This is a genomic window from Pseudomonas poae (assembly GCA_028869255.1).
Taxonomy (GTDB): domain Bacteria; phylum Pseudomonadota; class Gammaproteobacteria; order Pseudomonadales; family Pseudomonadaceae; genus Aquipseudomonas; species Aquipseudomonas poae_C.
The window spans coordinates 2,648,776-2,675,186 of sequence record CP110972.1; the positions used below are offsets into that span (position 1 = coordinate 2,648,776).

Genomic DNA, 26,411 nt, shown 5'->3' on the forward strand with positions numbered 1-26,411 from the left:
TTCATGAGCACAGGTTGCCCATAGGATTCCTTGATCAGCACAGGTCTAGAGTTGGTCACGAGCGACTCCGTTGCTAAAGCGAACAATATCCGCCATGACTGCGAGGGCAATCTCGGCTGGGGTCTTGCTCCCCAAGTTAAGTCCAATCGGCGCATGAATGCGCTCGAGCATCTGCGGCGCCAACGCGCCAATGCGCTTGACCCGCTCAAGACGCTTTTCGCTGGTGCGCCTGGAGCCCATGGCGCCGATGTAAAAAGCGCGGGTCCTCACCGCCTCCAGCAATGTCAGGTCGTCCATGCGCGGGTCGTGGGTCAACGCCACAATCGCCGTGCCGTCATGGCATCCGCCCTCGGCAATGAACGTGGCAGGAAACACCTTGAGTACTTCCACCCCGGCCATGCTGAAGGCAGCGGTCAACTCCGCGCGCGGGTCGCAGACGATCACCTCATAACCCAAGGCAACCGCGAAACCGGCGCAGAACTCGGCCACCGGCGACAGGCCGGCAATCAACAATCGTTGCGCGGCCCCCATACGAATCCGCACCTGATCGGCGTCAACGACGACCGGTGCAGTGGCACCCGCATCGCTCTGAGTCTGTCGGGCATTGGTTCCAAGCGTGATATGCCGCACCACGCGCTGGCGGCCTTGCAGCGCGCCCAGCAGGACTGCGAAGTGCGCTTTAGCGGCGCAATCGGGTTCGAACTTTTCGACCAGTACGTCGAGTACGCCGCCACACGGCAGCTCCAGTGAGGGTGCAAGCCCGCCCTCACCGTAACGCACGACATGGTTATGCTCGACGAACTCATGGCGCCCCAACCGTTCAAGGAAGTCTTCCTCTACACAGCCTCCCGAAAGTGAACCGCAGAACTCGCCTGTCGACAGGGCTGCCAATAGAGACCCAGGGCCTCGTGGTGCTGAACCAAACGTTGCAAGCACCGTGCACAGCCAAACGCAACGGTCTTGTTCGAGCCACGTGGTGGCTTGCTGGATAACTTGGAGATCAAGGTTTTTCATGAAATGCGAACCGGCCCGGCCTTCCTCCGATGAGTTTCCCAGTGTGCTCGGAGTATGTGGAGTTAGCCGGTAGAGGTGATTGTCTGATCAAGGGAATTTATTGCCTATTTCAACAGAAGTCGGAAAACAGGCTTGCATGTGACAAATTGTTTCTGGTCTGGGCAGTGCTCAAACTGATCGAGGGCGGATTATCCGGTGAACCTGACCGGCAATCGTCATTGCGATGGCAGCAACAGTCTTTTGTCATCACTCCTATTGATAGCACCCTAACGAAAGCCGCATCCTAGAGGGCTAATCCCGCGCTTATATCATTCCGAATGATAGTTACCTTTGCTTCATTCGATTCGTGACATAGCACCTCGCCGCGCATGATCCGCCCATCTCAAATACATTGGCGGATGCACCTCATGGAACAGTCACTCAAACATTTGCGCTTCCCCCTGGCGATTTTGGCCGTGGTGGTGATGAGCGCGTGCGGCAAATCTCCGGAACAAGCGGCCGCCATGCCAGCTGCCAAAGTCAGCGTGGCCAAGGTGCTTGAACAACCGGTCAACGAGTGGGACGAGTTCACCGGCCGCCTGGAGGCGCCGGAAACCGTACAGATTCGTCCGCGGGTTTCTGGCCAGATTGACCAAGTCGCTTTCACCGAAGGCGCTTTGGTCAAGAAAGGCGACCTGCTGTTCCAGATCGACCCGCGTCCGTTCCAGGCTGAAGTGCGTCGTCTTGAGGCCCAGCTCGCTCAAACCAAAGCCGCCGCCACCCGCAGCGATAACGAAGCCCAGCGTGGCGAACGCCTGCGCCAGAGCAATGCGATTTCCGCCGAACTGGCTGACTCGCGCACCACCTCCGCCCAGGAAGCCCGCGCCGCCGTCGCAGGGATTCAGGCGCAGTTGGACCTGGCCAAGTTGAACCTGAGCTTCACCCGCGTCACCTCGCCGATCAGCGGCCGTGTCAGCCGTGCCGAAATCACCGCCGGCAACCTGGTCACCGCCGACACCACGGCGCTGACCAGCGTGGTGTCGACCGACAAGGTCTACGCCTACTTCGACGCCGATGAGCGGGTGTTCCTCAAGTACACCGAACTGGCCCGCCAAGGCCGTCGTGGTGCCACCACCCCGGTGTACCTGGGCCTGTCGAATGAAACCGGCAACCCGCACCTGGGCCAGATGAACTTCGTCGACAACCAGGTCAACCCGGCCACCGGCACCATCCGTGGTCGCGCCGTGTTTGATAACAGCAAGGGCGAATACACCCCTGGCCTGTACGCACGCCTGAAGCTGGTGGGCAGCGGCACCTACTCTGCCGTGTTGATCAACGACGAAGCGGTGGGCACCGACCTCGGCAAGAAATTCGTGCTGGTGATGGACGGCGACAAGCCGGCCTATCGCTCGGTGGAACTGGGGCCGAAGATCGAAGGGTTGCGCATCGTGCGCAGCGGCCTGAACAAAGACGACACGATTATCGTCAAGGGCCTGCAGCGCGTTCGCCCCGGGTCGCCGGTTGCACCGGAAACCATCCCGATGGCCAGCAAGGAAACCCTCGCTGCCTTGGCACAACAACGACAAGCGCTTGAAGCCAGCAACCTGGAGCAAGTGGCGCCGGAAAAAACCGCGCCCAAACTCGCAGCCGTTGCGACGCCACGCGGTTAAGGGATACGACTCAAGATGAATTTTTCCAAGTTCTTCATTTCGCGGCCGATCTTCGCAGCGGTGCTCTCGCTGCTGATCCTGATCGCCGGTGCGATCTCGCTGTTCCAGTTGCCGATCAGTGAATACCCGGAAGTGGTGCCACCGACCGTGGTGGTGCGCGCCAACTTCCCGGGCGCCAACCCTAAAGTCATCGGTGAAACCGTGGCTGCTCCGCTGGAGCAAGCCATCACCGGCGTCGAGAACATGCTGTACATGTCCTCGCAGTCGACCGCCGACGGCAAGCTGACCCTGACCATCACCTTCGCCCTGGGCACCGACCTGGATAATGCGCAGGTACAGGTGCAAAACCGTGTAACGCGGACTCAGCCGAAACTGCCTGAGGAAGTGACGCGCATCGGTATCACCGTGGACAAGGCCTCCCCCGACCTGACCATGGTGGTGCACTTGACCTCCCCCGGATCAGCGTTACGACATGCTGTACCTGTCCAACTACGCGATCCTCAACATCAAGGATGAGCTGGCCCGCCTGGGCGGCGTGGGCGACGTGCAGTTGTTCGGCATGGGCGACTACTCCCTGCGCGTATGGCTTGACCCGAACAAGACGGCCTCACGCAACCTGACCGCGACCGATGTGGTCAACGCGATCCGCGAACAGAACCGTCAGGTCGCAGCCGGTGCTCTTGGCGCCCAGCCTGCGCCGACGGACACCAGCTTCCAGTTGTCGGTGAATACCCAGGGCCGCCTGGTCACCGAGGAAGAGTTCGAGAACATTGTGATTCGCGCCGGCGACAACGGTGAAATCACGCGCCTCAAGGACATCGCCCGGGTCGAGTTGGGGTCCAGCCAATACGCGCTGCGCTCGCTGATCGATAACCAGCCTGCGGTTGCGATTCCGATATTCCAGCGCCCCGGCTCCAATGCTATCGACATCTCCAACGATGTACGCAGCAAAATGGCCGAGCTGAAAAAGAGCTTCCCGGCGGGCATGGATTACCGCATCGCCTATGACCCGACGATCTTTGTACGCGGCTCCATCGAAGCAGTGGTGCACACCCTGTTCGAAGCGCTGATCCTCGTGGTGCTGGTGGTGATCCTGTTCCTGCAGACCTGGCGTGCCTCGATCATTCCGTTGGTGGCGGTGCCGGTATCGTTGATCGGTACGTTTGCGGTGATGCACCTGTTCGGGTTCTCGCTCAACGCTTTGTCCTTGTTCGGCTTGGTACTGGCCATCGGGATTGTGGTGGACGACGCCATCGTGGTGGTGGAGAACGTCGAGCGTAATATCGAGCTGGGCCTGGAGCCGTTCCCGGCGACTGAAAAAGCCATGAGCGAAGTGACCGGGCCGATTATCGCCACCGCGTTGGTACTGTGTGCGGTATTCATCCCCGCCGCCTTTATCAGTGGCTTGACCGGGCAGTTCTACAAACAGTTTGCCTTGACCATTGCGATCTCGACGGTGATCTCGGCGTTCAACTCGCTGACCCTGTCCCCTGCCCTGGCCGCCGTGTTGCTGCGCGGTCACGATGCACCCAAGGATCGCTTCTCGAAGTTCCTCGACAAGCTTTTCGGCGGCTGGCTGTTCCGTCCCTTCAACCGCTTTTTCGACAAGGCCAGCCATGGCTACGTGGGCACCGTACGCCGGGTCATTCGCGGCAGCGGCATAGCCCTGTTCGTGTACGCCGGCCTGATGGTGCTGACCTTCTTCGGATTTGCCCACACCCCGACCGGTTTCGTCCCGGCCCAGGACAAGCAATACCTGGTGGCCTTCGCCCAACTGCCGGACGCCGCGAGCCTGGACCGCACCGAAAGCGTGATGAAGCGCATGTCGGACATCGCCCTGAAACAGCCCGGCGTGGAAAGCGCGATTGCATTCCCAGGCCTGTCGATCAACGGTTTCACCAACAGCCCGAACAGCGGCATTGTGTTCGTGACCTTGAAGCCGTTCGATGAACGCAAAGATGCGAGCATGTCCGCCGGTGCGATTGCCGGTGCGTTGAATGGCCAATACGCCAACATTGAAGAAGCCTACATGGCAATCTTCCCACCGCCGCCGGTACAGGGCCTGGGTACGATCGGCGGGTTCCGCCTGCAGATCGAAGACCGTGGCAACCTCGGCTATGACGAGCTCTACAAAGAAGTGCAGAACGTCATCACCAAGAGCCACGGCGTGCCGGAGCTGTTCGGCCTGTTCACCAGCTACACGGTCAACGTGCCGCAAGTCGATGCCGCCATCGACCGCGAAAAGGCCAAGACCCACGGCGTGGCGATCAGCGACATCTTCGACACCCTGCAGGTCTACCTGGGTTCGTTGTATGCCAACGACTTCAACCGCTTTGGTCGCACCTACCAGGTCAACGTGCAGGCCGAGCAACAGTTCCGCCAGGACTCCGATCAGATCGGCCAGCTGAAAGTGCGTAACAACAAAGGCGAGATGATCCCGTTGGCGACCTTTATCAAGGTCAGCGACACCTCGGGCCCGGACCGCGTGATGCACTACAACGGCTTTATCACCGCCGAAATCAACGGCAACGCCGCACCGGGCTACAGCTCCGGCCAGGCCCAGGCCGCGATTGAAAAACTGTTGAAGGATGAACTGCCCAACGGCATGACCTACGAGTGGACCGACCTGACTTATCAGCAAATCCTCTCGGGCAACACTGCGCTGTTCGTGTTCCCGCTCTGCGTCCTGCTGGCGTTCCTGGTACTGGCGGCCCAATACGAAAGCTGGAGCCTGCCGCTGGCGGTGATCCTGATCGTACCGATGACGCTGCTGTCGGCCATCACCGGGGTGATTATCTCGGGCGGCGACAACAACATCTTCACGCAGATCGGCTTGATCGTACTGGTGGGCCTGGCGTGTAAGAACGCGATTCTGATTGTCGAGTTCGCCAAGGATAAACAGCAGGAAGGTCTCGATCCGCTCGCCGCGGTGCTGGAAGCCTGCCGCCTGCGTCTGCGGCCGATCCTGATGACCTCGTTCGCGTTCATCATGGGTGTGGTGCCTCTGGTGTTGTCCAGCGGTGCCGGTGCCGAGATGCGTCATGCCATGGGTGTGGCGGTGTTCTCCGGGATGATCGGGGTGACCTTCTTCGGTCTGTTGCTGACGCCAGTGTTCTACGTACTGATCCGTCGCTATGTGGAGCGCAGTGAAGCGCGCAAAGCGGCCAAGGCCTTGAAGCTGGAGACACAGCAATGAGTGTGAAAGTCTTTCTGCCGAGCTTGCTGGTACTGGCGCTGAGCGCCTGTGCCGTGGGCCCGGACTACAAAACCCAGAACCTGGAGGCGGCCAACATCACGGCCGCCGCCGACACCAAGAGCTATGACCACGCCAACTATGAAGGCATCTGGTGGCAGCAGTTCGACGACCCGACCCTGGACCAACTGGTCACCCAGTCGCTGAGCGGCAACCGTGACCTGCGTGTGGCGTTTGCCCGCCTGCGGGCGGCCCGCGCCATCCGTGATGACGCAGCGAACGACATCATGCCGGTGGTCACCAGCCGTGCCAGCAGTGACGTGGGCAAAGGCCAGATCCCGGGCCAGACCACCCAACGCGTCAACAGCGAGCGCTACGACCTGGGCCTGGACATGGCCTGGGAAGTCGACTTGTTCGGGCGTATCCGTCGCAACCTGGAAGCCAGCGACGCTGACCAGCAGGTTGCCGAAGCGGATCTCTACCAACTGCAAGTCACCATGATTGCCGAGTTGGTGGATGCCTACGGCCAGCTGCGCGGCGCCCAGCTGCGCGAACGCATTGCCCTGGACAACCTGAAGAATCAGCAGGAATCGCGCACCATCACCGTGAGCTTGCGTGATGCCGGCGTCGGCGACCAACTGGATGTGGAGCGCGCCGACGCACGCCTGGCAGCCGTTGAAGCCAGCGTGCCGCAACTGCAAGCCGAGCAGGTGCGCGAGCGTAACCGCATCGCCACCCTCCTCGGCCAGCGCCCCGACAAGCTCAGCGTAGACCTGAGCCCCAAAGACCTGCCGGCGATTGCCAAGGCGTTGCCGATCGGCGACCCGGGGCAATTGCTGCAACGTCGCCCGGATATCCTCAGCGCCGAACGCAAACTGGCCGCCGCCACTGCGCGTATCGGTGTGGCCAAAGCCGACCTGTTCCCACGGGTCAGCCTCAGCGGCTTCCTCGGCTTTACCGCCGGGCGTGGCTCGCAGATCGGCTCGGCTGCAGCCAATGCCTGGTCCCTGGGCCCAAGCATTACCTGGGCCGCCTTTGACCTGGGCAGCGTGCGTGCACGCTTGCGCGGCGCGAATGCCGAAGCGGATGGCGCCCTGGCGACTTACGAGCAGCAAGTGCTGCTGGCGCTGGAAGAATCGGAAAATGCCTTCAGTGATTACGGCAAACGCCAACAGCGCCTGGTATCGCTGATCCGTCAGAGTGAATCCAGCCGCGCCGCCGCCGACCTGGCCGCGATCCGCTATCGCGAAGGGACCGTGGACTTCCTGGTATTGCTCGACGCACAGCGCGAACGCCTGGCCGCCGAAGACTCTCAGGCCCAGGCCGAAGTGGACCTGTATCGCGGCATCGTCGCGATCTACAAGGCGCTGGGTGGTGGCTGGCAGCCGGATACGGTGATCGCCAGCAGCAAGTGAGGTAAAGAGCTCCTTTGGTTGGTCGCATCCAGCCAATTTTTAGCCCCGTGGTCCATTCGGTCACGGGGCTTTTTTGGTCAGTGGCGTAGCCATTCATACAGCGTGTCGGCAGTGCCAACCGTTCGAAGAAGCATGCCGCTAAACATCATGCTCCGACGCAAATATTTAAGACCTTGGGGGAAGTCCTGCACTGGCTGGCGGTCCAGAACAACGCGCCGTATGTTCCACCAGGAGCATCGTAACGGCCGCTTTAACGTTGGGAAACGGGCTACACAGTTAACGCTGTATCCGTCAGGCGCGGTGACTCAGCCGTAAAGCTTGGCTAATCGAGAGGCTTTTTTCGATGTGTTAATGCGTAAACTCTTTCGAGTCGCGTTTGGGGGAAGTCAGAAGAAGGCGACGCGTAGGGTGAAACCGGATGGGGGGAGTGAGCATCCCTGCTCGAAGTGCTAGTGGATGAAGGTTAAGGCAGAGAATTTACGGTGTCACCCGGTGACTGAACAGGAGCAGGTTGTTGGATAAAACCATTGGTTCCGATCCCGGTGTTTACCAAACCGGTATTACTCAACAACCCGATAGTCTCTTCGCCCGTCAAGAGTTTGATTGATCCCCCCACTGTGCACTGGGGGCTTTTTATAACCAGCAGACACCAAACTTCGCAGGTCAGAAAGGCCTTTGCTCAACGCCTTAGGAGCGACATTGCCTAACCCTTTTATCCCGTTTTGTGAGAGGCGAAACAAAGCCTTACTGGTATCCACTACGGCGCCAGGAAGGTTGAACATCGACAGGGCCGCCTTACCGAACTGCCCCAGCTTGAACAGAATGGAGGCACCTTTTGCTGCGGCACTGGCAGCACCGACCACCACGAACACGGCGCCTATCAGCTCCAGCCCGAGCCCGAGACTGCCCATTGCAATGCGCTTGGGATCGCCAGAGGCGATGTCTTCAATATTGCCTTTGAAAGGAATTAGCGTGTTAACGATAAACGACTCCGCATTGTCAAATTTCTGCTGAATCTTCTCATTACTCGTTGTGCCTTTGGCGTCTGCCAGCATCAAGGGGCGATCAACTAACATGCCAGCACTCTTGAGAAAATTGACGATGCTGTCTGTCCTCATGGATGAATAGGTGTTCGGTACTTTAAAGGCTGCGTTCTGATCCTGCGTGTCTGCGGGTAAATACAACTGAACACCCATATCAGCCGGCAACGTCGGATACTTACGTTTGTACAAACGCATCGTTTCACTGTTTTGCTGATCATAACGGTGGGCCATTGAAGACATGGCATCCATCAAATCCAGGCGCACGATATAGCTGTTCGTTGATGGCAGAAATTGATAACACTGGGGCCCCGACGCATGAGTGACATAGATTATCGGCCCGATTTCCTGCTGGGATAGCTGGGGTGTCAAGGGGCCTAATACGAAGACCGTGCCAGAATTCAGGCGCACTCTGTCTTCGACGGGCATTTCACTCATCATTATTTTGGTGGACAGGGCTTTTGCGTTTTCAAGGTGCGCCGTCGCAGCGTTGAACTTGCGATCGAATACTTCGCTTATAGGTTTTAACGTTGATAGCAGCGGCTTTAACGACTCAAATTTCAGTCGATCTTCGCTGCTGGTAAATTTCCATTCGCTGGAATTTGCATTCTCTGCTGTCAACACCCCCGACATGTACAGGTCGTAGAGAAAACTGGCTTCAATAGCATGCTCTGCTATCGATATCCGCTTGCCATCAATAGACGAGGGGGAGCCACCCGAGGCGGCGGCGGAATACTCCAAAAAAGGTTTTAATAACCCGTATAACACCGAGTCTGGTTCAGTGTATATCGTGCGCTTTTTGAAAAACTCATCATTGCCTGGGGATACCCTTTCGAGCTCCTGCTTAGCGGCTTCACTGCGAGTGATAAGGACTGTATTGGCGTTATCAATTTCACTGCTCATGGCGCCCAATTCGGCAAGACGTCGGTTGTAGTGCGTGAACGCCCGATGGACGGCTGACGGCGAATAATTTTCCTCGGGAGTGACTACACCTTGTGCAATCGCCCAATCATAAATCGGCCCCGCGCTCTCCGCTGCCAGGAATTGCTCGTGCTCAGTCGAAACAGGCGTCAACAATGCGCGTGAACTGATCTGCTCTGTATTCATGGCGCGCGAACTGCCTGGCGAGGCTAACTCCACCAGTGCAGTCTGAAGGCGCAAGTTCACCAGCGATAAACTTCCCACCCGCTCTTCGTCAGCGCCCTTGACTAGGAACTCAGGGGCAACTGTCGCTAACAAAATATGTGTGATTAATACAGCTTCGTTCGGGGATATATTTTGAGTGTTGGCAATGTGTATCTGCAATTCAGCGTGCACTTGAAGCAATGTTTTACCTGAGTTAGACGCCGAATACAGGTCGTATCCCGCAATTTGATTGCGTTTAAGACCCAGTTCCGGATCAACCCTGAGCAGGTCACGGGCCAGGATCATCTGTTGGCGAGCGCTTGGTGAAACCTCCCTGGCGGGGGCTGACGGGTCGTCTTTCAACGCTTGGAGAATGGGGCCGCTACGCGCCAATACATCCCCCTGACTCAACGCCTTGGCAATGAGTTTGTCGGCACTCCTACGTACAAGTTCTGGGGTTAGGCCTGCCCATGGTTGCGGTGAGCAATCAAACAACGTGAGCGTTGGTTGTGCATCTGCGTTTGTGCCCGTAGCGGACGCGCGCACTCTTGCGCGCTGCTCGGTACTTAAGAACTCAGGTGACCGAGCGTCCGCCAAAAAGTCCCGGGCGCCGTTGCCCAAGTGCGGTCCTGGTGGGAGGGGGTTGAGTTTCCAACTCAGTAGATTGCGCAGTTCGCTGACGGTGATATTGGCGGGTAATTTATCCATCCCGGCAAAGCGCAGCAACTGACTGGCGTCAGCCCTCGCGCCTGAGTTAATGATGTTCCCCGTACTTTTGGCCTGTTCGATGGCGTTCTCCAGCAAAGGCGCCAGCGCTCCGTTGGCTCTCACTGCCGCAGTCACGTTGTTCCACTGCCCGCTTTGACCACTGCTCTTGACATACAACTGCCCATCTACCAATCGAAGTCGAGCCGCCGCGTCCGCCTGACTGGCTTGCAAGATAGGAAGCATCTGGGAGTTGTCCCTCAGGCTCTTCAGCACCTGAGGTCGGGACTTATTGGCAATCGCGAATGAGGACCCCGGCGAAATGGCTTGTAAAATTGCCCCCAGATCAATTTTTTCATCGTCAGGCTTGTCCTTTATTACACCGAGCAATGTCTTCATCAACTCAGCTTCCTGCTCTGTATCCATGAACTCCTGCAAGGCCAGTTCCCGAACCTCAGCGGCGCGAATGAGGTCATCCGCCACGTGCCCGGTTGGGAACCCGCGGAGCTTGAGATGCTCGGCCTGGGCATTATTGACCGGCCAGCTTAATCCGTAGAACGCCGCAACGCTCTGCGGCCCAAGATCAGCCTGAGAGTTACCGGCCAAACCTGACTGTTTCGGATCAAGTATGGCTGCGCTGGCAATGGCTTGGCGCCCTATCGGCCACCACCCAGAGCCGTCATTGGGGGAAAACGTCAGGGTGGTGCGCTTTCCGTCAACCGTTTTTTCTGCTGTCAGCGTAGAACCGTGTAGACGCAACGTGTTTGGATTGAGGTTTTGCGCGCTCGTCCAAGCCTTTAGTGCAGGCGATTTCCACGACTGGTTGAAAAGATTCAGCCACTTGCCAACCGAGGTCTGGTCGGACGGTGCACGCCACGTACTGATGTTTTCGTGAGCTGCGGCTAAAAGCCTGGCCAGTTCGTTGTCAGCTCTTTTCTGCACGGAAACCGCCATATCCAACTCAGCGAGCACTTCCGGAGCGGGCGGCGCTTTCGTATAGGCATCAACCCTGGGCCCCACAAACGATCCGCTGTACGAAACTTTACCAACATCGGCGTTGAACACACTCATGAACACACTCCAGATTAAAGGAGCGTGAATTGTGAAAACCTCTTTCCCTCATCAGAAGGGGATTGTTCTGAAGCCGTCGCTGCATTGATGAGTAGAAATTACCACACGCTGAACGCACCCATCCCACAGTCAAGTAAGCGGCAACGCTTCACTTAGAATCAAGCTGCGGTAATGCCCCGGATTGGAGCCGGACCACTTACGGAACGCTTTATAAAATGAGCTGACATCGGCGAACCCCAAACGGAAAGCGATCTCGAAAAAGCTGATATCGGCTTCGGCCAGCCAGACAATCGCCAGCTCCTTGCGCACACTGTCTTTAAGGCCCTGATAGGTCTGACCCTCTTCGGCCAGACGGCGGCGCAGCGTGGAGGCAGAGATGCACAGGGTGGCAGCCAGGCTGTCGGTTTCGGGCCAGGTGTCGGGCGGCATCTGGCGCAAGTCGTGTTTAATGCGGGTGGCCAGGCTGTCAGGGTCGCGGTATTTAACCAGGATGTTCGCCGGTGCATGAGCAAGGAAGCGCTTGAGTTCTTCCACGCTGCGCTTGATCGGCAAGTCCAGGCAATCGGCGGAAAAGATCATGCGTGTACGTGGCCGATCGAACCGTAGGTTGTCGGAAAACATCACTTGGTAGTCATCACAGAAGTCCGGCTGCGGGCAGCGCAGCTCGATGGCCAGGATCGGAATCCGCCGGCCCGCCAGCCAGCAGGCCACGCCGTGCGCAATCATCCAGTAAGTGAAATAGGTGAACGCCCGCTTAGGCTGCACCTCAGGCTCCAACAGCACGATTTCCGCCAGACTTTGCTGGCGAACCAACTGGGCGGGCAGTTGCTCAAGCATCAAGGATAAAAACCCCAAACCCGTTTCCAGGCTGGCGCCCAGCGTCGATTGCGCCATGGCCGCACGACACAGGAACGCCAGGCTGCCGGACCTGAGCTTGCGCGGGTCCATGCCGAAGAACTCGTCATCCATGCGCCGTGCCAGCAGGCGCCACAGGCGTGCGTAGGTGGTGGCCGAAACCCGTGCGGTGGGCTCGGTCAGCAGCGTGGGGTCGATACCCGCTTTAGTCAGCACATCAACGCTGGCCGCGCCTGGCGCACAGCTCTGCAACAGGGCTTCGCGCACGAGGTGGATGGAAATGGTGTCTTTTTCCGACATGGGCAGTTGGGCAATCCGATCGCGCACAAGATGGCATGCATCATAAGGGCGGCTGCGCTTCGCCACCACCGTTCAGCCAGTGTTCAGTAAACGTCAATATTCCTTGTTTAGTAATGAGTATCATTATGTTACAAATTAGCACCCTATCTAGTTATGCTGTGGTGGCGAATGCTCGTTCCTTTTCTAATCATGCTGCGCGAAGGCATTGAAGCCGCTCTGATCGTTGGCATTATCGCCAGTTACCTGCAACAGACCGGGCGCGGCCAATGGATGCCGGCCGTGTGGGTCGGGGTCTTCCTGGCGGCAGCGTTGGCGCTGCTGGTCGGCGGCGGCCTGGAACTGGTCAGTGCGGAATTCCCGCAAAAACAGCAGGAACTGTTCGAAGGCATCGTCGGCCTGGTAGCCGTGGGCATCCTCAGTTCCATGGTGTTCTGGATGCGCAAGGTGGCGCGCTCCATCAAGCATTCTCTGCACGAATCCCTTGATCACGCATTGGCCGGCTCCAAACACCAGGTGACGGCGCTGATCCTTATGGTGTTTTTCGCCGTGGCCCGCGAAGGTCTCGAAACCGTATTTTTCCTGCTCGCGGTATTCCAGCAGAGCGAAGGTCCGGGCGCGCCGATTGGCGCCCTGCTCGGCCTGATCCTGGCGATTGTCGTGGGCTTGCTGATCTACAGCGGCAGCATGCGCCTGAACCTCGGCGCGTTCTTCCGCTGGACTGGCCTGTTTATCCTGGTGGTGGCCGCCGGCATCCTCGCCAACTCGGTGCAGGCCCTGCACGAAGCCGGCGTGTGGAACCACTTGCAGACCGTGCTGTTTGACTTCAGCGCCGCGCTGCCGATGGACAGCCCGCTGGGTTCGGTGCTGGCCGGGATGTTCGGCTATCAGGAAGCGCCGACCATCAGCACCCTCGGCGCCTATCTGATCTACCTGGTGGTGGCCCTGGTGATGTTCTTCCTGCCTGCGACCCCGCCCAAGCCCGTCGTAAAAACCTCTTCCGTTTCCAGCCAGTAAGGACCGTCCCTTGTCCAACCCAACCCCTCAACCGGCTTCGCCACCCCGCGCCTTGCGCTGGGCCGTGGCAGGCTCGGTGGTCGTGATGATCGCCGCCGGTGCTCTGTTCTACTACGCCTCGCAACTGGCGGCGAGCAAGCGCCAGACCAACCACAATGAAATCGCCGTGACCATCCATGGCCACGCCTGTGAGCCAAATGCACTGACAGTACCCGCCGGGCGCGCCAGTTTTCGCATCATCAATCGCTCCGATCGCGCGGTGGAATGGGAAATCCTCGACGGTGTGCTGGTGGTCGAAGAGCGCGAGAACATCGCCCCCGGCCTGAGCCAGGTGATCAACGCCAACCTGCTGCCCGGCGACTATGCGATCACCTGCGGCCTGCTGAGCAACCCGCGTGGCACGCTGCATGTCACGCCGACGGCGGAATCCGACGCCCAGGCCAAGGCCAAGCCGTCGATGGTGGCGTTTATCGGGCCGCTGTCGGAGTTTCGCGTGTACCTGAGCAGCCAGGGCAGCGCCCTGATCAAGGCTGTGACGGCCCTGCAACAAGCCATCGCCGCCGGTGACCTAGCCCAAGCCCAGGCGCTGTATGTACCTGCCCGCGAAGCCTACCAACGACTGGCCCCAGCCTCGCAGCGCCTGGCGGAGCTGGACAACGCGATCAATGCCCGTGCCGATTACTTTGAAAAGCGTGAACAGGACCCGGCCTTCAGCGGCTTCCATCGCCTTGAATACAGCCTGTTCCAGCAACGCAGCCTCGACGGCCTGGCCCCGGTTGCGCAGCGTCTGGTCACCGATGTCAGCACCCTCAAGCAGCAGTTGCTGGCCCAGTCCCTGCCGCCGGGACAACTGGTGGGCATTGTGGTGCGCAACCTCAACAGCCTGGCGGATGTGCGTGCGATCAGTGGCGAGGAGGAACGCTACAGCCACGTCGACCTGAATGGCTTTGCCGCCAACCTCAAGGCGGCGCACAAGGTGGTCGAGCTGATGCGTCCGTTGCTGACCAAATCCGCTGCCGACCTGCTGCCCAACATCGACAGCGCCCTGGCCGCCTTCGATACCGAGCTGCAAGGCTTCAAGGTGGACACAGGCTACGCCACATATGACAGCGTCACCGCTGATCAGCGCCAGCAGATCGCGGACAAGGCCAAGGCTCTGGCCGTTGCACTCGATGGAATCGACCCAGCCCTTGGCCTCTCCGGCCTGCAGTGAAGACGACCAACTACATGAGTGATTCAGAACAGTTTTCTGCACAACGTCGCCGTGTCCTGCTGGGCATGGCCGCCACTGGTGCGGCCATCGCCGGCAGCACCCTTACCTGCCCGGCCATGGCCGCCGCCGCCGAGCAAGTCACCACTGCACCGCGCAGTGACAAAACCCAGGACCACCACGATTTCTACGGCAAGCACCAAAGCGGCATCGTCACCCCACGCCCGGCCTGCGGCATGCTGGTGGCGTTCGACGTATTGGCCGACGACCGCGAAGACCTGGAGCGCCTGTTCCGCACCTTGAACGAACGCATCGCGTTCCTGATGACCGGCGGCACCGTGGCGCAAGTCGACCCGAAACTGCCGCCCACCGACTCCGGCATTCTTGGCCCGGTGGTCACGCCCGACAACCTGACCATCACCGTGTCCGTCGGCGAATCGCTGTTCGATGAGCGCTTCGGCCTCGCCGCCGCCAAGCCCAAACGCCTGAGCCGCATGGTGGGGTTCCCCAACGACGCGCTGGAACCGGCGCAGTGCCATGGCGACCTGAGCCTGCAATTTTGCTCCAACACGCCCGACACCAATATCCACGCCCTGCGCGACATCGTGAAAAACCTGCCCGACCTGCTGCTGGTGCGCTGGAAGCAGGAAGGCAGCGTGCCGCCCCAGGCGCCCAGCAAACCCGGCGAGCCGGCGCAGAGCGCGCGTAACTTCCTGGGGTTCCGTGACGGTTCGGCCAACCCGAACTCCAACGATGACACCGCGATGAACCAGATCGTCTGGGTGCAACCCGCCAGCGACGAGCCCGCCAGCGACGAGCCCGCCTGGGCGGCCAACGGCAGCTACCAGGCAGTGCGGATCATCCGTAACTTCGTCGAACGCTGGGACCGCACGCCGCTGCAAGAGCAGGAAAGCATCATCGGCCGCGTCAAGACCACGGGCGCGCCCATGGATGGCCAGAAAGAAACCCAGGTGCCCGACTACAGCAAGGACCCGGAAGGCAAGTTGACCAAGCTCGATGCCCATATCCGCCTGGCCAACCCGCGCACCCCGCAGACTCAGGCCAACCTGATCCTGCGTCGGCCGTTCAACTACTCCAACGGCGTCAACAAAAACGGTCAGCTGGACATGGGGCTGTTGTTTATCTGCTACCAGGCTGACCTGGAGAAAGGTTTCATCAGCGTGCAAACCCGGCTCAACGGCGAGCCCCTGGAGGAATACCTCAAGCCGGTCGGCGGCGGGTACTTCTTCACCTTGCCGGGGGTCACGGGGCCTAAGGATTTCATCGGGCGCACGCTGCTCGCTGCAACGCACCCTCAAACCACTGCCCATACCTAAAAACACACCCAGAGCGGATACCGTCCCATGAAGAAGTCGACTATTGCGTTGTCGTTGTTAATGACCCTTTCGCCGCTGGCAGCGTTCGCCGCTACCGCGCCGCTGGACCTGGTAGGCCCGGTGTCGGACTACAAGATCTACGTCACCGAAGAAATCGGTGAGCTGGTCACTCAGACCCAGGCATTTACCGATGCCATCAACAAAGGCGACCTGGCCACCGCCAAGAAACTGTACGCGCCGACCCGCGTGCACTATGAGTCCATCGAGCCGATCGCCGAGCTGTTCAGCGACCTGGATGCGTCCATTGACTCGCGCGTTGATGACCATGAAAAAGGCGTAAAGGCCGATGACTTCACCGGTTTCCATCGCATTGAGTACAGCCTGTTCTCCGAGAACACCACCAAGGGCCTGGAAGCGCTGACCGCCAAGCTCAACACCGACGTCAACGACCTGAAAACCCGCGTCGACGGCCTGACCTTCCCGCCGGAGAAAGTGGTCGGCGGCGCCGCAGCCCTGCTCGAAGAAGTCGCCGCTACCAAGATCTCTGGCGAAGAAGACCGTTATAGCCACACCGACCTGTATGACTTCCAGGGCAATATCGACGGTGCGAAGAAAATCGTCGACCTGTTCCGTGGCCAGATCGAAAAACAAGACAAGGCATTCCTGGCCAAGGTCGACAAAAACTTTGCCACCGTGGACAAGATCCTGGCCAAGTACAAGACCAAGGATGGCGGTTTCGAGACCTATGACAAGGTCAAGGAAAACGACCGTAAAGCCCTGGTGGGCCCGGTCAATACCCTGGCTGAAGACCTTTCGACCCTGCGTGGCAAGTTGGGTTTGAACTGATTGACCCCTGCGGCATGCGACAGTCCTGAAGGGACTGCCGCATGCCGCAGGGTGTCAAACATCAAGCCTGATCTGGGGAAAACTGCTCAAGTGGCGCCCCTTCGGGCCTGCGGCTCAAGGGGTTGATCCTGTACCACAAGCCCCCCTTCAGAACCGCCTCAATCGCCTCGTTAGCACTGAAGCCTTTACGGGCTCCCGGCACCTGGTTCGCTGCGCCGTCAGCCCCTGAGAACAGGGTATCTGTTGCGCCCGCGGTCCACCGCCACTGCTCGAATATCTTCGCCGGCAGGTAGATGTCAGGGTTTATATGAATGTCCTTCCCATTCACGAACGCTTTCACAGTCTTGGCGAACCGGCCGGGGGGCGCGGATAATTTGAGGGACGTTTTCCACAGGATTGAATACACCCCGCAAAAACGTACCCGCCCCTTTCAGTGCAGCCGTGGTAAAGGGTTTGCCATTAAACTTAAGCAGCAATCTTGCTCCCTGAGCAAAACTCTTCGCCCCCACCAACCCACCGGTGGCGACAAACGATGCAACGTCAATCAGAAGCCCCTTCAACCCGTCACCTATTTTGCCCTCTGCCACATCAGCCAATGCACCTACAAAAGGGATCAGGCTGAGTACCGCACGGGCATTTTCAGGCGTGAATAACTTGGCGCCCGATGCGCTGGGGTAGGTACGCTTGAGCAGTGCAGACTGTTCGTTGGCGTGGGCAATCCGCACCTCACGGTTGCCCTGAAAGGCATAGCCCATCACCCTTTCCACTATATGTTTGGTTCTTGCGGAACCGAAGGTATCCGGTATGGAGGGTAGGGAGTCTTTCGTGACCGGGACATGGTCCAGAGCCGTTCCGTAGCGCTCGACAACTACCTTGGATGTCACCCCGCTTCGTGGCGTGGACCCGGTTTTATACGCCTCAAAATCAACCGGCAGTTCTGTGCCCAGGCGGTATTCTGCATGGGGATCGGTAAACCATCGGCCGGAAGCATTGGTCTTTTCGACAACACCATCGATTGGCAATCTGAACGGCAGATCAGTTCGTTTGACCACTTTCAAGGAGTTTGGAAAGATCTCGTAGTAACCGTATCGGTCTGTGCCGATCACTGTCTGATAGCGCAGCAAGAGGCCATGCGTGCCCCGCTTGGCGGGGACTTTCGAGTTAGCTCCATTATCGTCCTCCACCGAGGCTCCGGTTTCTTCACGCAGGGTAAAGAATTCGACCCGCCCGCAATCCAATGCCTGGCGGTCTTCCAAGGGTAAATCATCCATTACCAGCTTTAATGCCGTTGCCTGTGCGGCCTCAGCATCAGCGATATGATTATCGATGGCCGGTATCACCAATGGCTCGATGACAGGCAGTTTTTGGAGCCTCTCCCTGAATGTCTCCAGAGAAATCCTGGGGTGGATGACCGTGCCGTCGGTCCAAGCGCTATTCTTACCAAGTGGCGGCTCCCCGGCGAACTGGTTCATCAGGATCACATCGGTCAACCGCTTCGGGCTGTCCTTGCTGGGACCCTGCCTGACCCCAACGTTACGTGACTGGTGCTGATCGGGATAGTTAAGCAGCTTGAGGTTGCGAATTTCATCCTCGGACATTTCCGGGAAGAGCCGCGCCAGCGCCTTGATCAGCAAGCTGGTTTGGGTGGGTGACTCGCGCGTCAACGTCTCCAACGCTTGGTTTGCCTGCTTTTGCTGCTCGGTAAATGCGTTAGCGGCGGCCGCGTAATTTTCCGTGGAGTAATGCCGATCGAGTGGCGCAGGATAAATACCCGCCATAACGCCCCAGTCCAACAGTGCCGGGGCCCCCATGTCCTCGATCAGTTTTTCCTGGTTGGCCCTGCGGGAGCCTGGCGTGCAACCGCCATGGCTTGCGTGAAGTTCAACCGCCGATCACCCGCGACTGCACTGGCCAGGCGCATATTAATCCAGCCTGCGGAGCCGACTTTGATATTTTCCGGGTCCTGGTTGAGTACCTTGGCGGTATCGTCAGGCACAGCGGGGTCTTGCTTGATCAGCATCTCAGGTGCCGACTGGGCCAGAAACAGGTGGGCCATGAGTGCCGACACCTTAACGCCTGCACCTTTACTTTCCAGCTGTTTCTCGACATCGCTACGCACCTCCTTCAGCGTACGGCCCAAATTGGCGGGCTGATACAAGTCGTACCCGGCCACCGTCCCAGGCAATCCGGGCACAGGGGCGTCGATACTGAATTTGAGGACGGTCGCCAAGAGCTGAACGCGGTCGGCCCTTGGAAGCGATTGACCATCAGACACGGCATAAAGATTGATAGAGCGGGCGATTTTTTCGGCTACGTCGATGAGGGCCGGCGCATCAAAAAAGGCAGCGAGTGTGCTGTCCGCATCGGGGAAGTCACGGAAGCCCGACGTGAGCTCGAAAAACGCCTTGAGTAAATTCATGACCTTGCCAGATGCGTCTTTGAGCACGTCCATAGCGCTGGCAGACAATGCTCCCGGAGTTGGCCCGTAGGGTGTCAGGCTTGCGTAGTTACCTGCCAATGGAGCCTGCGGTAACTTCAGGTTGAACCAACCCAACATTGCGCTTAACTGATCGACCGTTTGCGGAACGTCGAGCGCGTAAAACGCCAAGGCCTGACGCACGTCATAAGTACGCGAGGAGTACAGGGCATCCCCGGTCTTTTTGCCCAAATACATTAAGTCCGTCAGATCCTTTTCCATCTTATGGGCAGCGATTTTCTCCTTTTCAGTGCCACCGCTGTAGACCTTCCATACCTCATCTTCAAACGTTCGCTTCAACGGAATCCAATAACCGATGTGATCGCGTATCTGCAGGTCGCCTTCCGATAGCCTGAACTCACTGCCTAACGCTTTAAAGCCGGTTTTTTCCAGAAATGCCTGGAATGTCGGTGACGCCAGGAATTGCAGAAATCGTTCACGTGGCTTTCGACTGCGCTGGTCCAGGGAAGAACCCGGCTCGCAAACCACGGTCAGCTCATCCAGCTCCAGCTTGTCGTCTTGGCGCTTTATCTGAAGCAAGGGTTGCATTTGTTCAGACAGACGCTCGCGCACAGCGCCGTCGTTCTGGTTTCGTCTGTGCTGCCTGAATTGCATCGCCCACTGTTCACGCTGCGCCTGCGATACGGCCGGCCAGCCATGTTTTTTAAGATGCTTGCCAAGCACATGCCCGTTTTTCGGATTGCTGGGGGGCTTCACACCATAAAAACTCAGCAGCACATCTATATGGCGAAATTCCCCCTTCTCATTCGGCAGTAAAACCCCCGTAATTGTACGGGTTAAGCTGGTTTGCGGCAGCCGTCACTTTAGCGCCAACCTCGCCCCAGCCGGACCCGTCGGTGGCCGTGAATTTGCGCGTGACATGTTTCCCATCGATAACCACGGTGCCCTCTACCCAGTCGCTGTAAACACGCACTGTCGATAGGTCCAAGCCCTTGGATTTGAACCAAGACTGCACCGGCTGCTTCTGTGCCGCCTCGACGAAGAGGTCAACGAAGGGTTTGACCGACGAGTGTTCAGGGATGAGGTGGCGGTGCAGCAAACCGGAAATGAGCCAGGTATCGAGCGCTGACTGCAGATGCTTATCCGCTTTTTCCACATCCGCAGGTGCTGGGCCCGCGACGCTTGCCGGCAAGGTTTCTCGCCTGTTGCGTGCAGAGGGTTGGTCAAGCCTGGCTTGCGTCAGTTGCCCGCTCAAGCGGCGTGAGGTGGCGGTAAACGCCAGGGTCTCAATCTCGACCGGTTTGTCTGCGGGCTGGGGTGTAAGCTCGGCGTAGCTACTGCTACCTGCCGACGTATAGGAGGACGTATCGATAAGATTTCCAACAATGGTCGACATTCTAAGTGCTCTTCACGGTTAAGCTCGCAAGAGTTCTTGTCCTTAAGAACGGTCGACGGCGAGATTACGAGTCAGAACCTATTGGCAGAGTAGGTCAATTCTGAACCTGAGTCGCAAAGACTGAAGCATCCTACGACAACCAGCGCACCCCGGACCTGAACAGGCCCGGGGCACAGCTTCAAGTCGTCAACTCAAACCCGTCCAGCGGTGTACCCATCGGCAAGCCGGTGTGCGGATGGATCGCGTACCAATTTCCACCCAATTGCACCGCTTGAACCGGCACGGAATGATTTTGACCGTTGCGAGTGGTCGGGGACGCATTGTCCGCCAAACGCCTCACCCCGCCACCCACGGCCAGAAACGTGCGCATCTTTTCTTCCACAGCACCAAGCGTACTCAGCAAAGATATCGATGGCGTCTTGCCCAATAGCTTTGGCACAGCGATGACACCTTTACCGGCGGCCACCACGAGATCCGCTGCGCCATCCAGCGGGTTCAAAAAGCCACTGACGACCTGAACGCCCTTTTCCAGTACGCGAAAAGCCTTGGCGCCAAAGGGCGCGACGACCTTTGTGGCTTTGCTGAAAGACTTCAAGGCTGACCCTGCGCCCCCCAAAAAGGCACCGGCAGTGTCGAGCAGCAAGCCTCGCGTACCATCAACCAGGTTGCCATTGGCCAGATCCGTGATTGCCCCCACAAAGGGGATCAAGCCGAGCAGAATCCGATCATTCTCAGCTAATGCTTCCCGCTGTTGCTCCAGAGGCAACTTGCCCTCGGCAGCCTTCAACACGCTATCGCGGTGATGGACAAAATTGCCCTGCATTATCCGGTTAACGATTTCACGGGTTCGCGCTGAAGAAAAACTGTTGGGAACAAAGTCCGCCTTGGCGCTCTCGGCAGACGGCGGCGCTGCGGCCAGCGTATCCCCCAGTTTCTCGAGGATGATGCCCGGTGACGACACGCCCGGCACAGGTGTTGCGCTGGTGCTATAAGCCGCGAAATCGAAAGGCTGTAGGTCCCCAACCTGCACCTGGGTGATGGTAGGCGCACCCGGCACATACGTTTTTGGTCGGTCTTGCAGGGTACCGCCCAGCTGCAGTTTAGCCGGCAGCTCCTCGCGCTTGACGATCAGCATTTTGTCCGGGAACACCTCGAAATAACTGATCTCCCCTTTGTATTCGCAACGCAGCAATGTGCCTTTGCGCCCTCGCCGCTCTTCTACCAGCCCCGATGTCTGCTCGACGGTGGGTATGTCATCGACTTGCTCGCGCAACGCAACCGGCTCGACGCTGCCCAACTCCAACGCCTGGCGATCGGCCAAAGGCAGATTCGCAATCATCCGTTGAGTGGTGGTGCTCAAGCCCTGCTTGAGGTTGTCCAGAGTAGGCATCAATGGCACCGGGCAGTTGGGCCTGAACATCCGGCAAGTTGGCGATCCTGGCGTTCAACGCTTGCACATTTTGATCAACTGCAGCCTGTTGAGCCTTGCTCAGGTCCTGGTTTGAATCATAGGGGGTTGAATGCTTTGGCGGCGTGGGCGGCTGCTCCCCGGGAGCCAGCAGCATCCAGCGGTTCTGCGTCAGGTCTCCCGTCATGTAAGTTTCGAGCAGAGCGCGCGTCTTCGGCTCTGACGGTTTCATGTTGCGACGTTCATCCGCGTCGGCAATGTGCACCTTCATGGCTTTCAATTGTTCAACGCTGCGGCCCGGAAACTCCTTTTGCAGGTTCGCGATCGCCAGGTCCTGTCGAGTGGGCAGCGGCGCTTTGAACACCTTTAGCGCGTGAACAAGCTGTTCGTGCTGGGTGGCGAAGGCTTGCGTAGCTTGCTGATAATGCTGCGGTGTATAGAGACCGTCTACCGGCTTGGTGTAAAGCCCCTGCATCAGGCCCCAATCCAACAGAATGTTGATCCCATAGTTGTCCATCACAGCAGCCTCCTCAGTCGTGCGGGGTTCCAGACGGCTGAGGGCAATGATTTCCTGGTAACTCATGCTGCGCGAACACCCGGCGCCACCCAGACGCTCGGCGAGTGCAACCCCCAGCCGCAAGTCTGCCCACTCCGAAGAGCCCATGCGCAATGTCGAGGGAATCCCCCGTACCAGGAACTCAGGCGCTGCACTTGCGAGGAACAGGTGGGCCGCCAGTGGGGCGGCCCTGGGATCGAGCAGCGGGTTAAGCTTGAGATGAGCTTCAAGGTCCTCACGCACCTGCGCAAGGGGCCGTCCGCTGTTGTTGGCCTGATACAGGTCATACCCGGCGACGGTCCCGGGGCGGCCAGGGGCATCAGGATCAATCTGCAACTTGATGGCGGCGATAAACCATTGCCTGCGCTCCTGATCCGACAGTTGTGGGGTACCCGATGCACCCACGAAGCGCCGATTGTTGGCGAAGGTATCGCCTAACAGCAGGGCCGTATCGTCATGCAGCAACCGATCAAGAAAATGATCGGCAAGATGCCGCAATACTGCGGGGTTGTTCAGGCCCAGGATGCCCCCGGCGTCCAGCCGCCCCAACAGGTGGAATGCGCTCGATTCGCTTGGAACGGCGTTATCGTTCAACGTGACCAAATCGGCTCTGTCGGCAGCAGACAAGACCCCCGGTGACCAATTGTCGGCTAACAGGCCGGAATAATTGCCGTGGGGTGGTGGAGGCGGCAAGGATGCAGTGAGCCAGCGGACGGCATTGCGCAACTCGCCCACCGTCTTGGGTAGCGCCAACCCGTGGGATTGCAGAGCATCCTCAATCGACACCGTGCCCCCTTCGCTGCCAACCAGCGCCGAGGTGCTGCTTACCTGCACTTGCAGATCGGACAGCGACACTGCTTCCTCATCGGGTTTCTGGGCGATAAGTGGCGTAAGAACGCTTGCCAGATGGGCACGTTCATCCAACGCGTCAATGGCGGTTCTGGCGGTTTGCACCCGGCTCTGAAGTTCGGTTTTTTTCTCGGGTGTCGGCGCAGACCAGTCGGTCGCCGACAGCTCCTGCCGGGCTCGTGTTACGTCGCCGTCGCCGGTGGGCGGTGTCACGCCATACCAGCGCAGGATCGCATTGCGCGAAAAGCTGTCGTCGCCAGGGCCCGCATACGGCAAGCCCTTGCCTTCGGAATCGAGGGCTCGCGCAGCCGCGCGTAACTTTGTACTGGCTTGCCACCAACCCGATGCATCGTTGGGGGTGAATGTTTTATTACTCGATGTACTGTAGTAACTGAATGTACCAGTGACCGAATCCGGCTTGACGACCACCGTCGATAATGCAACGCCCTGCGTCAAGAAGAACGCCTTCACTTCAGGCGCATTGATCGCACGTCGGTAGGCATCGTAGAGCGGGAAAATCGTCGTATTGGCCGGGACCTGGACTTTCTTGTCTGCCGCGCTCCCCAAGGCCACTGCGCCCAGCGTGGTTTGAAGTGCACGGTCAGCAGCTGAAGTCGTCTCAGCCGAAGGCGTGGTCAGGGGTGGGAGGGTCCATGAGGTTGTTTGCGTGGTTGCTGCCGGCGGTTCAGCGCTGCGCTTGGCGCGAACGGCAGCATCGGGTGCGGGGGTGGGGGCAAGTGCTTGTACAGACGACAGCACCGGTGGAGTGAACGTGTTGGCCCAATGGCCTGACGAGATATTCGACATTTCTATTTCCTCTGTACCAGTAAGTGGCAAGAGTTCTCGTCCGTAAGAACTGTCGAGAGGAAATGTACGATCGTGGACCAGGCATCAGCATAAGCAAACTCCCAAGACGCCGTAGGCTGCCAGAGCATTCACCCTGCAGCACACAACGACTTACAAGATGCGGTAAAGCAACCGCTCAATCCGTACCCGGCTCACTCGCCGCAGGAACTTGCCGACCGCCTCCGGGTAATCCATCAGGGTCTGCAAGCCCTGATAGCGTTCGATGCGCGTGGTGTGCTGGAAGATTTGCGTCAGCTCCGTACGTCGCGGGCCCAGCCACTGGCCTTGAGGGTCATCGATCAGCAAGGCGTTTTCCAGGTCCAGGCGAAATGCCCTGGGGTTGAGGTTGTTGCCGGTGAGCAAGGTGTAGCGCTGGTCGACCCACATGCCTTTGAGGTGATAAGTGTTGTCACCGTCGCGCCACAGGTGCAGGTTCAATTGGCCGCTGTCGATCATCGGCTGATGGCGCTTGGCGAAGCGGCGCAGGCTGATTTCATACAAGTAAGGCAGGGCCGAGATCACCTTGAACGGCTCGCTGGGCGGGATGTAAAAATCATTGGCGGTCTTGTCGCCGACGACGATGTCGACCTTCACCCCACGCGCCAGGGCGCGGTTGATTTCCCGAGTCACCGGCAATGGCAGGTTGAAGTACGGCGTGCAGATCGTCAGTTGGTGCTGAGCGCTGGCAATCAGTTCAAGGATCACCCGGTTCAGCGGGTTGTTCTTGCCCACACCCAGTAACGGGCTCACTGAGAGGTGGCCGTTGGGCAACTGCCCCGCCGTGGTGTCGTAGGCCGCATGCTTCAAGCGGCTGCGCAGGTCGCCGATATCGTTGCGCAGGCTGCGGGTGGTCGGCGGGTTCGGCAGATCCAGGCGATGCACCGCCTTGGAGGTCACCAGGCCGTGTTCCACCAGGTGCTGCATCGAGTCCGCCAGCGGTTTACTGTGGATCAGGTGATAGCGGTCAAAGCGGTACTTGTCGAACTTGTGCAAGTACACATTGTTCAGGCTGGCGCCGCTGTACAGCACGCTGTCATCAATCACAAAGCCCTTGAGGTGCAGCACACCGAACAGTTCGCGGGTTTGCACCGGCACGCCATACACCGGCACTTCGCTGCGGTGGCTTTGGGTCATGGCCTGGTACCACGCGCTGTTGCCCGGCTGCTTGCCGGCGCCGATCAGCCCGCGCTGGGCGCGCAGCCAGTCAACCACCACCACGATGTCCAGCTCCGGCCGTGCCAGCTTGGCGGCGTGCAGGGCGTCGTAGATCTCTTGCCCCGCCTCGTCCTGCTGCAAGTACAGCGCAACGATGTAGATACGCCGGGTAGCCTGGGGGATTTGCTCCAGCAGGCAGCGACGAAACGCATCGGCGCCGGCCAGCACGTCAATCGCGTCGGGAGTGAGGGGGAAACCGCGCAGCTTGGGCAACAGGGAGCGTTTGAAGAACGACGGCATAAGGCTCGCAATGGGTCGAATCCGAAGAGGCCCCGAGCTTACACCATGGGGGTGCTCAGGTCTTGCTGTCACAGGTGGAAAAAATTTAATTGACCAAGAAGAACGATCGTTCTACTGTTCGCAGCATGAACGAAACCATCAGCAATGAAACCCGCGACATCATCCTCGACGTCACCGAAAAGTTGATCTATCGCCATGGCATTGCCGCCACCGGCATGGACTTCCTGGTGAAAACCGCCGGTGTCTCGCGCAAAAGTATTTACCGTTACTTCGCCAATAAAGATGAGTTGGTCATCGCCGCGTTGCAACGCCGCGACGCGCGCTGGATGCAGTGGCTGCGCACGGAAGTGGAACGCAACGACGGCAGCGGTGAACGCCTGTTGGCGTTGTTCAGCGCACTCAAGACATGGTTCGGCTCGGCGGATTTTCGCGGCTGCGCGTTTATCAACACCAGCGGCGAAACCGGCGACCCGCAAGACCCGGTTCGCCTGTTGGCCAAGGCGCATAAACAGAAACTGTTCGAGTACGCACTTGAGCTGTGTGAAGCCCATGGCACCCCCGACCCTGAACGGCAGGCCGCGCACCTGCTGATTCTGATCGACGGCGCCATTACCGTTGCCCTGGTAATGGGTGATGTAACCGCTGCCGATAACGCCCGATGCATGGCGCAAACGTTATTGGGGCTTTGAG

The 26,411-nt window shown here is 58.9% G+C and carries 15 protein-coding genes and 1 pseudogene; 8 read left to right on the forward strand and 8 right to left on the reverse strand.

What is annotated here, in order from left to right:
• Nucleotides 1–45: 45 nt before the first annotated feature.
• The gene (locus LRS56_12145; protein ID WDU65131.1) at nucleotides 46–1,014 is read right to left on the reverse strand and encodes an XdhC family protein; all 969 of its coding nucleotides are present in this window, start codon (nucleotides 1,012–1,014) and stop codon (nucleotides 46–48) included.
• Between the two features lie 407 nt (nucleotides 1,015–1,421).
• Between LRS56_12145 and LRS56_12150 the strand changes: the two genes are divergently transcribed.
• The 3 genes and pseudogenes from LRS56_12150 to LRS56_12160 all read left to right on the forward strand — a co-directional run bounded on the left by LRS56_12150 (nucleotide 1,422) and on the right by LRS56_12160 (nucleotide 7,271).
• Entirely contained in the window at nucleotides 1,422–2,663 is a 1,242-nt protein-coding gene (locus LRS56_12150; protein WDU65132.1) for an efflux RND transporter periplasmic adaptor subunit, read from the forward strand.
• A 15-nt stretch (nucleotides 2,664–2,678) separates the two neighbouring features.
• A pseudogene (locus tag LRS56_12155) lies at nucleotides 2,679–5,859 on the forward strand (efflux RND transporter permease subunit).
• The gene (locus LRS56_12160) at nucleotides 5,856–7,271 is read left to right on the forward strand and encodes a TolC family protein (GenBank protein ID WDU65133.1); all 1,416 of its coding nucleotides are present in this window, start codon (nucleotides 5,856–5,858) and stop codon (nucleotides 7,269–7,271) included. Before LRS56_12155 ends, LRS56_12160 begins: the two are co-directional and overlap by 4 nt.
• Nucleotides 7,272–7,831: 560 nt before the next feature.
• On the opposite strand, the gene LRS56_12165 is transcribed toward LRS56_12160, so the two are convergent.
• Both LRS56_12165 and LRS56_12170 read right to left on the reverse strand, forming a co-directional pair.
• Nucleotides 7,832–11,212, reverse strand: coding sequence for a hypothetical protein (locus tag LRS56_12165; GenBank protein ID WDU65134.1), 3,381 nt, complete (start codon nucleotides 11,210–11,212; stop codon nucleotides 7,832–7,834).
• Between the two features lie 129 nt (nucleotides 11,213–11,341).
• Nucleotides 11,342–12,367, reverse strand: a complete 1,026-nt coding sequence (locus tag LRS56_12170; GenBank protein WDU65732.1) for an AraC family transcriptional regulator — start codon at nucleotides 12,365–12,367, stop codon at nucleotides 11,342–11,344.
• Nucleotides 12,368–12,535: 168 nt separating this feature from the next.
• On the opposite strand from LRS56_12170, the gene LRS56_12175 reads away from it, so the two are divergent.
• The 4 genes from LRS56_12175 to efeO (LRS56_12190) are packed head-to-tail and all read left to right on the forward strand — an operon-like array spanning nucleotide 12,536 to nucleotide 16,774.
• A complete protein-coding gene (locus LRS56_12175; GenBank protein WDU65135.1) occupies nucleotides 12,536–13,381 on the forward strand; it encodes an FTR1 family protein in 846 nt (281 codons plus the stop codon).
• Nucleotides 13,382–13,391: 10 nt separating this feature from the next.
• Nucleotides 13,392–14,594, forward strand: a complete 1,203-nt coding sequence (gene efeO / locus LRS56_12180) for an iron uptake system protein EfeO (GenBank protein ID WDU65136.1) — start codon at nucleotides 13,392–13,394, stop codon at nucleotides 14,592–14,594.
• A 14-nt stretch (nucleotides 14,595–14,608) separates the two neighbouring features.
• Entirely contained in the window at nucleotides 14,609–15,928 is a 1,320-nt protein-coding gene (gene efeB / locus LRS56_12185; protein WDU65137.1) for an iron uptake transporter deferrochelatase/peroxidase subunit, read from the forward strand.
• Between the two features lie 27 nt (nucleotides 15,929–15,955).
• Nucleotides 15,956–16,774, forward strand: coding sequence for an iron uptake system protein EfeO (gene efeO / locus LRS56_12190; GenBank protein WDU65138.1), 819 nt, complete (start codon nucleotides 15,956–15,958; stop codon nucleotides 16,772–16,774).
• A gap of 296 nt (nucleotides 16,775–17,070) precedes the next feature.
• Here the strand turns inward: efeO (LRS56_12190) and LRS56_12195 are convergent, their stop codons facing one another.
• The 5 genes from LRS56_12195 to pssA form a co-directional block, all read right to left on the reverse strand.
• On the reverse strand, nucleotides 17,071–18,552 hold the full coding sequence (locus LRS56_12195; protein WDU65139.1) for a hypothetical protein: 1,482 nt from the start codon (nucleotides 18,550–18,552) through the stop codon (nucleotides 17,071–17,073).
• A gap of 41 nt (nucleotides 18,553–18,593) precedes the next feature.
• Nucleotides 18,594–19,967 (reverse strand): hypothetical protein, encoded by a 1,374-nt coding sequence (locus LRS56_12200; protein ID WDU65140.1) that lies wholly within the window; start codon nucleotides 19,965–19,967, stop codon nucleotides 18,594–18,596.
• A 46-nt stretch (nucleotides 19,968–20,013) separates the two neighbouring features.
• On the reverse strand, nucleotides 20,014–20,607 hold the full coding sequence (locus LRS56_12205) for a hypothetical protein (protein ID WDU65141.1): 594 nt from the start codon (nucleotides 20,605–20,607) through the stop codon (nucleotides 20,014–20,016).
• Nucleotides 20,608–21,860: 1,253 nt separating this feature from the next.
• A complete protein-coding gene (locus LRS56_12210; GenBank protein ID WDU65142.1) occupies nucleotides 21,861–24,227 on the reverse strand; it encodes a hypothetical protein in 2,367 nt (788 codons plus the stop codon).
• 150 nt (nucleotides 24,228–24,377) lie between these two features.
• Nucleotides 24,378–25,721, reverse strand: a complete 1,344-nt coding sequence (pssA, locus tag LRS56_12215; GenBank protein WDU65143.1) for a CDP-diacylglycerol--serine O-phosphatidyltransferase — start codon at nucleotides 25,719–25,721, stop codon at nucleotides 24,378–24,380.
• 125 nt (nucleotides 25,722–25,846) lie between these two features.
• Between pssA and LRS56_12220 the strand changes: the two genes are divergently transcribed.
• On the forward strand, nucleotides 25,847–26,410 hold the full coding sequence (locus LRS56_12220) for a TetR/AcrR family transcriptional regulator (GenBank protein ID WDU65733.1): 564 nt from the start codon (nucleotides 25,847–25,849) through the stop codon (nucleotides 26,408–26,410).
• Nucleotide 26,411 lies beyond the last annotated feature (1 nt).

Excerpts from the sequence above, each read along its gene's own strand:
- LRS56_12145 (WDU65131.1), bottom strand. The coding sequence starts at position 1,014 with ATGAAAAACCTTGATCTCCAAGTTATCCAGCAAGCCACCACGTGGCTC.
- LRS56_12150 (WDU65132.1), top strand. The coding sequence starts at position 1,422 with ATGGAACAGTCACTCAAACATTTGCGCTTCCCCCTGGCGATTTTGGCC.
- LRS56_12160 (WDU65133.1), top strand. The coding sequence starts at position 5,856 with ATGAGTGTGAAAGTCTTTCTGCCGAGCTTGCTGGTACTGGCGCTGAGC.
- LRS56_12165 (WDU65134.1), bottom strand. The coding sequence starts at position 11,212 with ATGAGTGTGTTCAACGCCGATGTTGGTAAAGTTTCGTACAGCGGATCG.
- LRS56_12170 (WDU65732.1), bottom strand. The coding sequence starts at position 12,367 with ATGTCGGAAAAAGACACCATTTCCATCCACCTCGTGCGCGAAGCCCTG.
- LRS56_12175 (WDU65135.1), top strand. The coding sequence starts at position 12,536 with ATGCTCGTTCCTTTTCTAATCATGCTGCGCGAAGGCATTGAAGCCGCT.
- efeB (WDU65137.1), top strand. The coding sequence starts at position 14,609 with ATGAGTGATTCAGAACAGTTTTCTGCACAACGTCGCCGTGTCCTGCTG.
- efeO (WDU65138.1), top strand. The coding sequence starts at position 15,956 with ATGAAGAAGTCGACTATTGCGTTGTCGTTGTTAATGACCCTTTCGCCG.
- LRS56_12195 (WDU65139.1), bottom strand. The coding sequence starts at position 18,552 with ATGGCGGGTATTTATCCTGCGCCACTCGATCGGCATTACTCCACGGAA.
- LRS56_12205 (WDU65141.1), bottom strand. The coding sequence starts at position 20,607 with ATGTCGACCATTGTTGGAAATCTTATCGATACGTCCTCCTATACGTCG.
- LRS56_12210 (WDU65142.1), bottom strand. The coding sequence starts at position 24,227 with ATGTCGAATATCTCGTCAGGCCATTGGGCCAACACGTTCACTCCACCG.
- pssA (WDU65143.1), bottom strand. The coding sequence starts at position 25,721 with ATGCCGTCGTTCTTCAAACGCTCCCTGTTGCCCAAGCTGCGCGGTTTC.
- LRS56_12220 (WDU65733.1), top strand. The coding sequence starts at position 25,847 with ATGAACGAAACCATCAGCAATGAAACCCGCGACATCATCCTCGACGTC.